At 43.6% G+C, this 14,900-nt stretch carries 9 protein-coding genes; all 9 read left to right on the top strand.

What is annotated here, in order from left to right; all coding sequences use genetic code 11:
* Positions 1-19: 19 nt before the first annotated feature.
* Positions 20-1,963: a RagB/SusD family nutrient uptake outer membrane protein gene (locus WFY05_RS19500; RefSeq protein WP_340114604.1), complete on the top strand. Its 1,944-nt coding sequence runs from the start codon at positions 20-22 to the stop codon at positions 1,961-1,963.
* 36 nt (positions 1,964-1,999) lie between these two features.
* Positions 2,000-3,961, top strand: coding sequence for a carbohydrate binding domain-containing protein (locus WFY05_RS19495; protein WP_340114603.1), 1,962 nt, complete (start codon positions 2,000-2,002; stop codon positions 3,959-3,961).
* 187 nt (positions 3,962-4,148) lie between these two features.
* Positions 4,149-5,903 carry a glycoside hydrolase family 43 protein gene (locus WFY05_RS19490; protein ID WP_340114602.1) on the top strand — a complete coding sequence of 585 codons (1,755 nt, stop codon included), beginning with the start codon at positions 4,149-4,151 and terminating at the stop codon, positions 5,901-5,903.
* 27 nt (positions 5,904-5,930) lie between these two features.
* Positions 5,931-7,841 carry an endo-1,4-beta-xylanase gene (locus tag WFY05_RS19485; RefSeq protein ID WP_340114601.1) on the top strand — a complete coding sequence of 637 codons (1,911 nt, stop codon included), beginning with the start codon at positions 5,931-5,933 and terminating at the stop codon, positions 7,839-7,841.
* A 97-nt stretch (positions 7,842-7,938) separates the two neighbouring features.
* The gene (locus WFY05_RS19480; RefSeq protein ID WP_340114600.1) at positions 7,939-9,393 is read left to right on the top strand and encodes an MFS transporter; all 1,455 of its coding nucleotides are present in this window, start codon (positions 7,939-7,941) and stop codon (positions 9,391-9,393) included.
* Positions 9,394-9,434: 41 nt separating this feature from the next.
* A complete protein-coding gene (locus tag WFY05_RS19475; protein ID WP_340114599.1) occupies positions 9,435-10,571 on the top strand; it encodes an endo-1,4-beta-xylanase in 1,137 nt (378 codons plus the stop codon).
* Positions 10,572-10,644: 73 nt separating this feature from the next.
* A complete protein-coding gene (locus tag WFY05_RS19470; RefSeq protein WP_340114598.1) occupies positions 10,645-11,619 on the top strand; it encodes a glycoside hydrolase family 43 protein in 975 nt (324 codons plus the stop codon).
* 428 nt (positions 11,620-12,047) lie between these two features.
* Entirely contained in the window at positions 12,048-13,910 is a 1,863-nt protein-coding gene (locus tag WFY05_RS19465) for a glycoside hydrolase family 127 protein (RefSeq protein WP_340114597.1), read from the top strand.
* Positions 13,900-14,895: a glycoside hydrolase family 43 protein gene (locus tag WFY05_RS19460; protein WP_340114596.1), complete on the top strand. Its 996-nt coding sequence runs from the start codon at positions 13,900-13,902 to the stop codon at positions 14,893-14,895. The genes WFY05_RS19465 and WFY05_RS19460 overlap by 11 nt, the downstream gene beginning before the upstream one ends.
* Positions 14,896-14,900: the final 5 nt, after the last annotated feature.

Below are 14,900 nucleotides of genomic sequence, written 5' to 3'. Positions count from 1 at the left end.
CCTTAAAGAAGATACTATAATGAAAAGAAAAATAATCACAAAAATAGGAGCAGCTTTTATAGCCCTGTTCTTTGTTGTTGGGTGTACTGACATACTTGATGAACATCCACGCAATATTTATGAGCCAGGTTTTTTCAAAACCGAAAACGGTGTGATGGGTGGTTTAACATCCTTGTATGCGCACCTCCGGTACATCTACGGACAGGCATACTATTATAATACCTGTGAAACAGGTACCGATGAGTATACCTGGGGACAGAGTGCCGATGCAAACTTTAAAGATCATGATCATTCAGGCGAGGGACAATTAACGCCTAGTACCTCTCGTTCGGATGTCATTTGGAATGTAATGTTTACGAATATCAATACGGCCAGCGGAATCATTGAGAATGCTTCCGATGTAGGCCTTTCGGATGCTTTAATTGGTGAAGCCACTTTCTTCCGTGCATTCGATTACTTCGTGCTGGTACAGACTTTTGGCGGTGTACCTCTCGATTTGGGATCGGGTGAGTTAAAATTTAATGCAACTCCGGCACGTATATCTGTGCGCAACACCGTTCCCGAGGTTTATACCAAGTGTATTTTCCCCGATTTAAATTATGCAGTAGACAATCTTCCTGTCGATCCGAGATTAACAGGCGCCGTAACCAAAACTGTTGCCCGTCTTTTCCTGGCGAAAGCCTACTTAACTTACGGATGGTGGTTAGAGAATCCTAATAATATTCCAACTTATCCGGCAGCCGACAGGGTTGATCCTGACGGACATGATCCACAATGGTATTTCCAGCAGGCTTACGATATTGCCATGGCGGCCATTAACGATCCCGGACCTTATGGTTTGCAGGAAACTTATTACGATGTAAACCTCGCGCAAAATGAGCGTAACAGCGAACATCTCTTGTATGCCGATCATACACAGGAAAGCGAGTACTACAACGGTGGTAGCCTTACTTATGGTAGTGGTGGCGCACCCGATAACTTTGCGGTTTGGATGGTGACCTGTAACATCTATGTAATGAATGCACTGGATGCAGCAGGTGATCAGGTTCAAAGCCTCTGGCGTTCGGCTGAGCAATCCTATGGTCGTCCATGGACTCGTATGGCTCCGACTATTGAAGTATTTACTGAAACTTTTGCCGATAAAACCCATGATTCGCGATACGACGGAACTTTTGTTACCAGTTACCGCGGAAACTGGAATCTGGATGGTGCAGCTCCTGATGTAGACGTGTTGTACAATGCAAATGGTCAGGAAGTTGTTCCGGGTGATGCTATTCTAACTTTCCTCCCGGATGACAGCCAAACTCCGAATTACAGCGGAACTTTCAATAATGGCGGCAACATGGGTGGTGGTGAAATCTCCGGCAGATCGGATTATGTTATCGCGCCCAGCGGAATAAGCCGTCGTTCATACCCCGGCCTATGGAAAATGGGTACCTACCGTACCGATAATGAAGGTGGTTTGGGACAACCAAACGCCGGTCTTACCCGTCCGTTTTACATTGCTAAATTCTCTGAACTGTATCTCGTGGCAGCGGAAGCAGCAGTAAAAGGCGCTTCAGGTTCCATGTCGGCCAGGGAATTATTAAACGTACTTCGTGCTCGTGCCGGAAAATGGAGATGGGACAATGGAAACAACGTTGAGAAGGTAGCAGATTTCAGTGCCGAAATGGTCGCTGCTACTCCTCAAACCATCGATATCGACTATGTATTGGAAGAACGTTCTCGCGAATTGTTCGGAGAGGGTTATCGCTGGTACGATCTGGTTCGCACTCAAAAATGGAGTGAAATTGCTGAAACGTTTACTATTTGCGGAACTGAAGTCAGTGATCATACCCCGGTTGAATATACCCGTGATATTCCTGACTATCTCTACCTGCGCCCAATTCCTCAGGGGCAACTTGATGCTCTGGAAATGACCGATGCAGAAAAAGCTGAATACCAAAATCCGGGATATAACTAGAATGGGCATTTATAAGAACGATTAAAGATATTTGATATGAAAAATTATATAAAGATTCTTTTACTAAGCATTTTGTCAGTTTCCTTACTGACAACAGGCTGCAAAGAAGACGATGAATTTGCTACCGTAAATATTAGCGGATTAAGTGTAGAATCTGCATATCCGCTCGACGAGGTTTCAATCTCGGGTTCTAACCTGGAAACAGTACAGTCTGCTTTTGTCGGTACAGAAGAAGCTATGTTTACCTTCGATGGAGGTACCTTGAACCTGACTGTTCCTGAAGATGCCAAAATTGGTAATTCGTTTATAACTTTGGTTATTGCGCCACAATACCGTGTGGTAACTGCATTTGAAGTACTGTTAAGACCAACACCTGTTGTTCAGTCTATTAGCTCATCGGCAGTGGCTGTTGGATCGGAATTAACCATTCGAGGATTGTCTTTCAATACCGAATACAACCCGACGGTTAAAATTGGTGGTGCAGATGCAACCATAACTTCAAACACTGAAACCGAGCTTGTAGTAACCGTTCCTAATTTAGAACCTTACGAACAGGCTAATGTGGAGGTAACTACCATGCATGGTACTTCAAAATCTAAATTCTCGTTCTTCGCAGGCGAGAACCTGATTGTTAACGGTAACCTTGAAGCCGGTGCAGGCAATGATTTCGCCAACTGGACGAAATTGAACGGTGGCGATGGAATGACCGAAGTAAGCGGCGAAGATGCCTATTACGGAAGAGCCGTTAGAGTTGTGGGAGCTGCCAGCGATGCGTGGAGAACTCAGTTTGCCAGCGATCCAATTGCACTTATACCAAATACGGAATATACCATTGTTCTGTTGGCTAAAGGAGAACAGGATGGAGCCAAAATGAGGGTTTCCGTTTCTCAGTGGCCCGACGATTATTTCTACGGCGAAGATGTTGAGATTACCACCGACTGGGCACAATATGCCTGGACATTTACCGGACAGGAACTGGAAGGTGGCAGCAGGATTGTATTGGATATGGGATACACAGATGTTCCTTTTATTGTGGACAACGTAACCCTGATTCAGGGAGCTTCTGTGCCTGTTGGCGATTCTCCGGAATTATTAACGAATGGAAGCTTTGAAGATGATCTGAACAACTGGACTGTTTTGAATGGTCCTGATAATGCTGAAGTTACCACTGCTGATGCATACTGCGGTTCGAAATCGTTGAAAGTTGTAGGTAAGGGTGGAAATCCATGGGATGTGCAGGTTGCAGCTGATGGAGTTGAACTCGTGGTCGGAACACAATACGAGGTATCCTTCTGGGCAAAATCTGCCGGTGAAGAAGGCTTCTTTAGAATGTCGGCATCGCAATGGGCAAGTGGCCAAAGTGATGACTTCTTCTATTCAGGCAATTTTAATCTCACTACCGATTGGGCTTATTATTCGCGCATTTTTGAAGCAAAGGAAACCTCAACAGGAGACGTAAAAGTTCTGATAGATGCTGGTGAGTCAACTCAAACATTATACATCGATGCAGTAAGCCTGAAAGAATATGTGCCTAAAGAAAGCCTGTACGCCAATGGTGGATTCGAAGATGATATGACAGGGTGGACCATACTTAATGGACCTGATAATGCTGAAGTTACAACTGCAGACGCCTATGAAGGTAGTAAGTCGTTGAAAGTTGTAGGTAAAGGTGGAAATCCATGGGATGTACAAATTGCCGCCGATGGAGTAGTACTTACTGTTGGGCAGCAATACAAATTAAGTTTTTGGGCAAAAGCAGCCGGAGAAGAAGGATTCTTCCGAATGTCGGCGTCGCAATGGGCAAGTGGTCAAAGCGATGATTTCTTCTATTCGGGCAATTTTGAACTCACTACCGATTGGGCCTATTATACACGCGTTTTTGAGGCAAAAGAAACATCAACAGGGGATGTAAGGGTCTTAGTTGATGCAGGGGAGTCAACTCAAACAATTTATATCGATAATATAATTGTTACGGAGTACAGTGATCCTTGTGAATAATAAAACCTGATTTTAGATACAAAGGAATAACTGCCGGTACCGGCAGTTATTCCTTAAATCTTGTTCCCGGAATAAAGTGAACCGTTTAAGATGGCTGCAGAATCATTTTTATCTGTGTGGTCATTTAAGCACTACGTCTGGAAACAAAACGATATACATTTTAAAAAACTGGAAAGCTATTTTTTATATGAAGAAGAATGAATTCAGCCCGGAAAAATGGATGCTGACCGTCATTTTTGTATTATCCTTCTCTGTTATAGGATTTGGGCAGGATAATACAAAAGTCGAGGTTACAAACAGCCCTGTTTTTTTGGAGGCGATATACCAGGGGAATGATAAAATTTATGAGGAATTCCCATTGGAGGCGGATGAGTTTTACAACCCGATTCTGCAAGGTTGCTACCCCGATCCTTCCATAACAAGAAGAGGCGATGATTATTTTCTGGTCGCTTCATCCTTTGTAATGTTTCCCGGTGTACCTATTTTTCATTCAAAAGATCTGGTCAATTGGAAACAAATCGGCCATGTGCTCGATCGGAAATCACAACTGCGAATAGCCAAACTGGGAATCAGCAGAGGAGTGTATGCACCGGCAATCCGTTACAATCCTCACAACGAAACTTTTTATATGATAACCACACAGGTGGCGGGTGATTTGGGTAACATGGTGGTGAAAACAAAAGATCCGTTTAAAGGTTGGAGCGAACCCTACAAACTGAACTTTGCAGGCATCGATCCTTCATTGTTTTTCGACGACGACGGAAAAGCCTATGTGGTACACAACGATGCTCCCGATCCCGGGAAAACCTTGTACCAGGGACACCGTGTGATTAAAATCCGGGAATACGACCTGGAGAAAGATCAGGTGATAGAGGGCACCGATAAAATTGTTGTCGATGGCGGTGTTGACATCACCAAAAAACCAATTTGGATTGAAGCTCCTCATATTTACAAAAAAGACGGACGTTATTACCTGATGTGCGCCGAAGGTGGAACTGGCGGGTGGCACAGCGAAGTCATTTTTGTAAGCGACAAACCTGACGGCCCCTATACTCCTGCACCAAATAACCCGATATTATCACAACGTTACCTGAATAAAAACAGGTTGAACAGGGTTGAATGGGCCGGCCATGCCGATTTGGTCGTTGGACCTGACGATAACTATTACGGTGTTTTTCTGGCAGTTCGACCAAACGAGAAAGACCGTGTAAATACAGGACGCGAAACATTTATTTTACCGGTCGACTGGTCGGGCGATTTCCCGGTTTTTATAAACGGACTTATCCCGATGGAGCCCAGGCTAAAAATGCCTGACGGAGTTGAAAACAAAACGGGAAAAGATGGATTTTTGCCCAATGGAAACTTTACTTTCACCGAGGATTTCTCGTCAGAAAATCTCGATTATCGCTGGATTGGATTGAGAGGTCCGCGTGAAGATTTTATTTCCAAAACGAAAAAAGGATTGCAGATACATCCTTTTGAGGTGAACATTACAGAGGTAAAACCCACCTCCACACTTTTTTACCGTCAGCAGCACAGAGCATTCTCGTTTACCACGACCATGGGATATATTCCGGAATCGGAGAAAGACCTGGCCGGACTGGTTTGTCTGCAAAACGAAAAATCGAACTATGTATTTGGCATCACCAAAAAGGGCGATGAATATTATATTTTGCTCGTACGCAACGAATGGCCCGGAAGAGTTGGAGAACACAAATCGACACTTATAGCCAGCGAAAAAATTGAGTTAAACGGCGCTATCAATTTGCAGGTGAAAGCTGATGGAGATGATTATCAGTTTGCTTATTCAAGCGATGGAACTGATTTTAAGAATTTGGGAGGAATTGTTTCGGGCGATATACTTTCGACCGATGTTGCAGGAGGATTTACCGGTTGCCTGATTGGATTGCATGCTACGGCTGCCAACGATCTGCAACCTTAAAATAAAATACAGAAGAAATAGTTGAAGATGAAGTACATTTTTAGTTTAATATCGATATGGATTTTGTTGAATTACACCGCATTTGCTCAAGGCGACGGTGATTTGGGGAAGAAACCGGTTATTGTTGAAGCAGAATCGGGAAGTGTCGGGAGCAATTATTCGGTTCAAACTGATGGCGATGTAACATACGTGGCCACCAATGTAAACTACACCGGCCAGTCTTATCCCGAGGGTGCAGAAAGTGTGATCACTTGCCAGGTAAATTTTCAGAGTGCAGGGTCGTACCAGCTATTTGTGAGAATGCGTGTCGGGGCAGGTGGTTTCGACGATGACAGTTTTTTCAGTGCGAAGGGATTTGGCGAGAAAAGTCTGACTAACGGTGCCGATTGGGTAATGGTAAACGGAATGGCCAGTGCCGGATTTACAGGTATTAAAAATGTAGTTTACGAAGCAGGAAGTGCGGGTTCGCAGTTATGGAAATGGGTAAATATTACCCACAATTTCTTTGGAACCACCGTTGATCCTTTTGTGGTAGAGGAAAGCCAATTGTCCCTTACTTTTCAATTGGGCAGTCGCGAAGACGGGCTTGAAATAGATAAAATCGCTTTCGGAAAAGCTGATCTCTATTATACGGTTGAAGCACTGGACAATGAACTTCCCGGCTCGGTGGAATGGCCGGAAGAACCAATATATCCCGGTCCTCCTCTTGCCGAAGGAAAGCCTAAATTTCTTGGAAACGTGAAATCCTCAAGCGATCGTTCTTTTGATAAAATGTGGAATCAGTTAACGCCCGGAAATGAAGGGAAATGGGGAAGTATTGCCGGTACCATAGATACTACAAACTGGAATTGGTCGGGGCTTGATGAACTTTATGCTTTTTCCAAAGAGAACAACATTTTATTTAAGGAGCATACCTTGATCTGGGGGTCACAACAACCCTCCTGGATATCGAGTCTTGGTCAGGATAAGCAGCTTAAATATATCGAATACTGGATCAGGAAATGTGGAGAGCGTTATCCAGAAACAGATATGGTTGACGTGGTGAATGAGCCGCTAAAAAGTCATAATCCTCCTGATGGTTTAAACGGAAGGGCAAACTACAAAGAAGCACTGGGGGGCGATGGTACAACCGGATGGGATTGGGTGATCAAATCTTTCGAACTGGCCCGGAAATATTTTCCTGAATCAGAACTGTTGCTTAACGATTACGGGATCATAAACAGTACCTCTGCCACCAATTCCTATATCGAGATTATCAACCTGTTGAACGATCGCGGATTAATTGACGGAGTGGGTGTTCAAGGGCACAGATTTGCGCTGGAGGGTACGCCAAATTCGATGCTGAATTTTAATTTGAACAGGATTGCAGCCATCGGTTTGCCCATATACATAACCGAACTTGATCTGGGGAACCTCGGAAATACGGGCGAACCTGATGATCAACAGCAATTGGAATTGTATCAAAGAATTTTTCCGCTCCTATGGGAACATCCTTCAATTAAAGGAATTACCCTGTGGGGATATATCGAAAACGAGATGTGGCAGGAAACCTGTTATTTGGTGAGGGCAGACGGAAGTTGGCGGCCTGCATTAACATGGCTGGCCGAATATGTAAAAGATACTCCGCTCAGCGCCGACGATGAATACGCAATTGCTCATCGGGATGCTGTTGAGATTAAATGCTTTCCAAATCCCTTTAGCGCTTCAACCAAAATTCAATTCAAATTAGACCGACAAGAGCGTGTTAGCTTAAAAATACTGGACAGTGCCGGGCGAGAGGTGACAGCTTTGGTAAATAATAAACTGGATCCCGGGATACATGAATATACCTGGAATGCCAGAAACAATAGTGGAAACAGGATGAACGGTGGCGTTTATATTTGCCGTTTTATTGCAGGAGAAAAGGTTACAAGCATGAAAATTCTATTGATTGAATAGGAATTGAGTAAGCACAAATAAGGAGAGTAGCAAAAGAGCCTTTCCGAAAGTGTGCGAGAAATGTGTAGAATGGAATAGAAAAATAAAACCAAACGAAATGAATACGACTTCACAGAAAGTTTCTGTACTGGAAAAAATTGGATACAGCCTTGGCGACCTGGCTGCCAACCTGGTGTTTCAAACCCTGGTTACTTTCCTTGCTTTTTTCTATACTGACATTTATGGATTGCAGAACGAACACGCATCGGTTATTATGCTGGTGGTAGGTTTGGTAGCCGCTTTTGCTTTTAATCCGATAATAGGGGCTTTGGCCGACCGTACGAATTCACGCTGGGGAAAATTTCGTCCGTGGATATTGTTTACCGCCATTCCTTTGGGAGTGATTGCTCTGCTGGCTTTTACCACGCCTAACTTTTCGTATAAAGGAAAACTGATTTATGCAGCCGGAACTTACACGCTTCTGCTCTTAACTTATGCGGCTAACAACTTGCCATATTCGGCATTAAGCGGAGTTTTAACGGGCGATATGTCGGAACGAAACAGTTTGTCGTCGTACCGATTTGCAGCCGTGATGTTTGCCCAGTTCTTTGTGCAGGTTTTTATGTTGCCCATAATTTTGCATGTAGGTAAAGGCGATAAAGCCGCAGGGATTGAAGCCGTAATGACCTGGATGGCCATTATAGGAACCGTTCTTTTGCTGATCACATTTCTTACCACGAAAGAGCGAATAATTCCCAAACCGGAGCAGGCATCAACTATAAAAGAAGATTTAAGCGACCTCTTTAAAAACAAGCCATGGATTATCATGCTAACGCTTACCATCCTGGTTTTTATAACACTGGCCATGAAAGGTGGATCGTATGTTTACTATTTCAATAATTACGTTGATGAAGTTGCGCTGCATAGTTTTATTCAGCCCATCCTGGATTTTCTTAACCGTATCGGATTAAACTTTTTTGAATCGGATGTGCCGTCTGCGGGCTTTGGTTTATTTAATGCAGGTGGAATAATTTTCTCAATGATTGGGATAGCTGTTTCGAGAAAACTAGCCGACAAATTTGGTAAACGCGATGTTTTTGGGACTGCACTGTTTATTGCTACCTTATTTGTTATTTCTTTCTTTTTCTACAATCCCAAAGATGTTGGCTTGATGTTTCTGGCACAGGCCCTGCACATGTTTTTCTACGGAGTTACAACACCTATTCTCTGGGCTATGATCGCCGATGTGGCCGATTATTCCGAATGGATCAATAACCGCCGGGCAACAGCTATTATCTTCTCGGCCATGATGGTAGGTCTGAAGGCAGGACTGGCAATTGGTGGAGCGATTGTTACCGGAATTCTCGGACTCTATGGTTATGTGTCGAAAGATGCTGTTTCAGCGGGGCAGGAACTCGTTCAGCCCGAAAGCGTGGCACAGGGAGCCAAAATGCTGGTGAGTATTTATCCCGCCATTCCATTTTTAATTGGTGTTGTATTGTTGTTTTTCTACGAGATCAATAAAAACAAAGAAATTCAAATTCAACAGGATTTGTTGTCGAAAAGAGTTTGATAAACAGATAATAAATAGAAATCAATCTAAAACTAAATACAATGAAACGGATCAAAATGTATCAACTGTCTTTTCTAATGACGATCATACTTACGTCGTGCAGTATTTCATCGATGCGAGCGCCCGAAACTTTAAAAGAAGCTTTTAAGGGTAAGTTTTACATTGGAACAGCTATGAATGCGTGGCAGATTACCGGCAAGGACAGTGCCGGAGTTGAAGTAATTAAAACGCAGTTTGATGCAATAGTGGCAGAAAACTGCATGAAAAGCGAAGAGATTCAACCCCGCGAAGGAGAGTTCGATTTTGCATTGGCCGATCAGTTTGTCGATTTTGGTGAAAAAAACGATATGTTCATTACCGGTCATTGCCTGATCTGGCATTCGCAGGCACCTAAATGGTTTTTTACCGATAGCGAAGGAAACGATGTTTCGCGTGAAGTGATGATCGAGCGAATGAAAACACATATTTTCACAGTGGTCGGACGTTACAAAGGACGTGTGAAAGGCTGGGATGTAGTGAATGAAGCTTTTATGGAAGACGGAAGCTGGAGGAAAAGCAAATTTTACCAGATTGTTGGTGAAGACTTTGTGAAGCTGGCTTTTCAGTTTGCCCATGAAGCCGATCCTGAAGCCGAACTGTATTACAACGATTATAACGAATGGTATCCGGGAAGACGAGATGCCGTTGTTAAAATGGTTCGCGATTTTAAGGCCGAAGGAATTCGTATCGATGGAATCGGAATGCAGGGACACATTGGTATGGACAGTCCTTCGCTCGACGAATACGAAACAGCTATTGAAGCCTATGGCAATGAGGGAATGAAAGTAATGATCACAGAACTGGACATGTCGATTTTGCCACATCCACGTCGTGATGTTGGTGCCGACATCGCCACAAGTTTCGAGTATCAGCAACAACTCAATCCTTACACCGAAGGAGTGCCGCACAATGAAATGGAGAAATGGGACAACAGGATGCTTTCGTTTTTTAGTTTGTTCCTGAAACACTCAGATGTAATTTCACGTGTAACGTTGTGGGGCGTTTCAGATGGCACTTCGTGGAAAAATAATTTCCCGGTTCCGGGGCGCACGGATTATCCACTTTTGTTCGACCGTGACTATCAACCCAAAAGCATAGTAAGTAAGTTAATTGAAGAAGCACAGAAACCAGAGTATTAGTAGTAAGTAGTTTAGTTATGATTTCCCGGGAGCTATGGTACGCCTTGGCTCCCGGGTTTTAAAGATGTTTAGAATGAAGAAACCAAGGTATTTAGTCGATAAGCTGTATACCGCCGATCCGGCTGCACATGTCTTTAACGGGAAAATCTATATCTATCCCTCGCACGACATTGAATCAGGCATTCCTGAAAACGATTTGGGTGATCATTTCGACATGCGTGATTACCATGTTTTTTCGATGGATGATGTTGAGGGCGAGGTGACTGATCATGGTGTGGTGCTCGATGTAAAAGACATTCCCTGGTCGGGGCGCCAGTTGTGGGACAGCGATTGCGCCTATAAAAAGGGCAAATATTACCTGTATTTTCCCCTTAAAGATAAAACCGATATTTTCAGAATTGGAGTGGCAATCGGCGATAAACCTGAAGGTCCGTTTATTCCGCAGGATGCACCAATAAAAGGAAGTTACTCCATCGATCCCTGTGTTTTTGAAGATGAGGATGGCAGCCATTATATGTATTTTGGCGGATTATGGGGCGGGCAGCTACAGCGTTACCGCAATAACAAAGCCATTGAGTGCGGTCAGGAACCAGCAGATGATGAACCGGCACTTCCGGCGCGTGTTGCCAAATTAGGCGACGACATGCTTGAATTCGGTGAAGAGCCAAAAGCTGTTGTTATCCTCGATGAAAATGGCGAACCGATAAAAGCAGGCGATCACGACCGTCGGTTCTTCGAAGCCTCGTGGATGCATAAATACAGGGGAAAATATTACTTTTCGTACTCCACCGGAAATACACACAAACTGTGTTATGCCACCGGCGACAATCCATACGGACCATTTACATATCAGGGGGTGATTTTGACACCAGTGGTTGGCTGGACTACCCACCATTCGATTGTTGAATTTAAGGGCAAGTGGTATTTGTTTCACCACGACAGCGTTCCATCGGGAGGCCTTACCTGGTTGCGCAGTATGAAAGTAGTGGAGTTAAATTATAACGAAGATGGTACCATTCAAACCATTGAAGGAACAGGAATAAAGTAACTGGTTGGAAATAGGATTTACTCAAGAATGTAGTAGGCTGTATCTTAGTGGATGCAGCCTTTTTTTATGGGTTATTTAGTTGACTGTTGTGTAGAAGTTGCATTCCATAATTCATTTCTTTGTTTTTAAAAAGTGAGATATTCAATATCAGCCATCATTTCGATTTAAACTGTTTTTGTTTATACTTGTAGCTCAAATAACTGGCTAGCTTAAAGAATGGAATCAATTTCAAATCCCGAGTCATGTTTTACTTCAGCCAAGGCCATCTAAGCGTTCTTAGCAGCAATTGGGATAGCGAAGAGTAAAAATGAAATTTTATCAATGCCAGTGCAAGTTGATCTTTAACGGACCTACAACGAATGAGAAATAGGGGAAGAATCAGTTGTAATTTGTAAATTCAACGGACTAATCTTTCAAATAACTGATCAATGAAAATATTTATAAAAACTGCAGTGTTTCTGTTTGCCATTCTGACAGGTGTAAATGCCCTTGCTCAATCTTACTCTACTCAACCGGTGCCGTTTAACCAGGTAAAGATTACCGATCAATTCTGGAATGCTCGCCTAAAAGCGCATGCGAATGCAACTTTAGTGACCTGTATCGCTCAAACTCAGGATTCAACCGAACGCATCAATAATTTTATAAAGGCCGCCGGATTCTTGGAAGGCGGACACGAGGGGATTTATTTTGATGATTCGGATGTATATAAAGCCATGGAAGGCATTGCTTATTCCCTGATAAATAATCCAAATCCGGAACTTGAGGCGCTGCTCGACAAGTGGATCGCTTACATTGCCAAAGCTCAGCAACCGGATGGTTATCTGAATACTTTTTATACTCTGAATCATCCGGATGAACGGTGGACCGACATGGAAAAACACGAGATGTACTGCGGTGGTCATATGATCGAAGCGGCCGTTGCTCATCATAAAGCTACCGGTAAAACCACTTTCTTGACTGTGGCTACCAACTTTTCCGATTACCTTTGTAATAAGTTCGGTCCCGGAAAAAAGCACTGGGTGCCCGGGCACGAAGAAATTGAACTTGCTTTAGTAAAACTCTACCACGAAACCGGAGATCAAAAATACCTCGATCTTTCTTACTGGCTGCTCGAAGAACGCGGTCATGGTTACGGCAAAGGTGCTATTTGGGACAACAAGGATTGGGGCCCTGCTTATTGCCAGGATGATGTTCCGGTTTCTGAAATTTCGGATATAAAAGGACACGCTGTACGCGCTATGTACCTGTTTTCAGGAATGGCGGATGTGGCTGCTGAAAAGGATCTGCCGGAATATGTTGCGGCACTCGAACGTGTTTGGGAAGATGTGGTGGAAAGGAATATGTACATCACCGGAGGAATTGGAAGTTCAGGATCGAATGAAGGTTTTTCGAAGGACTATGACCTTCCGAACAAGGAAGCTTATTGTGAAACCTGCGCCTCGATAGGGATGGTTTTGTGGAACAAGCGCATGAACCTGTTTTCGCAGGATGCCAAATATATCGATGTAATGGAACGCTCGATGTATAATGGTGTGCTGGCAGGTGTTTCACTTGAAGGCGACCTGTTTTTTTATGTAAATCCGCTGGAATCCGAAGGCCATCATCATCGCCGTGCCTGGTACGGATGTGCCTGCTGCCCCAGCAATGTTTCGCGATTTTTACCTTCTGTGGGGAGTTATATTTATGCCACCTCCGATGAAAAAGGAGTGTTTGTAAACTTGTACGTTGGAAGTACTGCTGAGATGAAAGTTGGCAATACAAAACTTGTGCTTGTTCAGCATACTAATTATCCCTGGGACGGAAACATCGAGATGGAGATTAAACCTGATAACGAAGCTATTTTTCCTGTGAATTTGAGAATTCCGGGATGGTGTAATAGTTTTTCGCTTTCAGTAAATGGGAATAAACAAAAAGTAAGTAAACAAGAAAATGGTTATGTCGCTATGGAAAGAAACTGGAAAAAGGGAGATAAACTATCGCTTGTTCTTGATATGCCGGTGGAAGTGGTCGCAGCTGATCCACGGGTAGAAGCGAATGTAGGCAAACGTGCCATCCAACGAGGGCCGCTGGTATATTGCGTGGAAGAAAGCGATCAGAGCAACAAAGAATGGGATAAAATTCAGTTATCGAAAACCAGTACTTTGAAAACCACGAAAGCTTCCGGAAAACTGGATGGAATGTTAGAAATTGAAGGAAAAACCGGTGATGCGAATTTTACCATGATCCCTTATTTTGCGTGGGATAACCGAGAAGAAGGAAGAATGAAAGTTTGGCTCGATTATGAAGAATAAAGATATGAGAAACCTTGCACTATTGTTTTTTTGCTTGAGTTTGCTGTCTGTTAAAACAGAAGCTCAGAAGAGAGTTGGCAACAACCATAATCCTGTTTTTGAAGGCTGGTACGCCGATCCCGAAGGAATTGTTTTTGGCAACGAATACTGGATTTATCCGACGTACTCAGCGCCATACAACGAACAGGTTTTTATGGATTGCTTTTCTTCAAAAGACCTGGTAAGCTGGGAAAAACACGAACGAATTATTGACACAACTGCCGTGAAGTGGGCCTGGCGTGCGATGTGGGCTCCGGCCATTGTTCAAAAAGATGGAAAATACTTCCTGTTTTTTGCTGCCAACGATATTCAAAACGATAATGAAGAAGGTGGAATTGGAATTGGCGTTTCTGATAAACCCGAAGGACCTTACAAAGATTATCTCGGGAAACCGCTGCTCGATAAATTTCATAACGGTGCACAACCTATCGACCAGTATGTGTTCCACGATAAAGACGGCCAGTATTATATGATTTACGGCGGTTGGCGACATTGCAATATTGCCAAAATGAAAGACGACTTTACAGGCTTTGTGCCCTTTGAAGATGGAATCACTTTTAAGGAGATCACGCCCGAAGGATATGTTGAAGGCCCGTTTATGTTTATCCGCAATGACAAGTATTATTTTATGTGGAGCGAAGGTGGCTGGACCGGCCCGGATTACAGTGTGGCTTATGCCATTGCCGATTCGCCTTTTGGCCCGTTTAAAAGAATTGGAAAGATATTGAAGCAGGATCCGAATGTGGCAACAGGAGCAGGGCACCATTCCGTAATTCATATTCCGGGAACCGATGAATATTACATTGTTTATCATCGCCGGCCATTGGGTGAAACTGACGGAAACCACCGTGAAACCTGTATCGATCTCATGTACTTTGGCGAAAACGGTTTGATCAAACCGGTGAAAATTAGTTTTGAAGGCGTTCAGTCGCGACCACTCGATTAATAAAA

Origin of the sequence: Maribellus mangrovi, assembly GCF_037646455.1 — a bacterium.
In the GTDB taxonomy this organism is placed as follows: Bacteria; Bacteroidota; Bacteroidia; order Bacteroidales; family Prolixibacteraceae; genus Draconibacterium; species Draconibacterium mangrovi_A.
This window is presented reverse-complemented; position numbering and strand designations above follow the sequence as displayed.

Bases quoted from the DNA above. Each gene is read 5' to 3' on its own strand.
- WFY05_RS19500 (WP_340114604.1), top strand. From the start codon at position 20: ATGAAAAGAAAAATAATCACAAAAATAGGAGCAGCTTTTATAGCCCTG.
- WFY05_RS19485 (WP_340114601.1), top strand. From the start codon at position 5,931: ATGAAGTACATTTTTAGTTTAATATCGATATGGATTTTGTTGAATTAC.
- WFY05_RS19490 (WP_340114602.1), top strand. From the start codon at position 4,149: ATGAAGAAGAATGAATTCAGCCCGGAAAAATGGATGCTGACCGTCATT.
- WFY05_RS19465 (WP_340114597.1), top strand. From the start codon at position 12,048: ATGAAAATATTTATAAAAACTGCAGTGTTTCTGTTTGCCATTCTGACA.
- WFY05_RS19460 (WP_340114596.1), top strand. From the start codon at position 13,900: ATGAAGAATAAAGATATGAGAAACCTTGCACTATTGTTTTTTTGCTTG.
- WFY05_RS19480 (WP_340114600.1), top strand. From the start codon at position 7,939: ATGAATACGACTTCACAGAAAGTTTCTGTACTGGAAAAAATTGGATAC.
- WFY05_RS19495 (WP_340114603.1), top strand. From the start codon at position 2,000: ATGAAAAATTATATAAAGATTCTTTTACTAAGCATTTTGTCAGTTTCC.
- WFY05_RS19475 (WP_340114599.1), top strand. From the start codon at position 9,435: ATGAAACGGATCAAAATGTATCAACTGTCTTTTCTAATGACGATCATA.
- WFY05_RS19470 (WP_340114598.1), top strand. From the start codon at position 10,645: ATGAAGAAACCAAGGTATTTAGTCGATAAGCTGTATACCGCCGATCCG.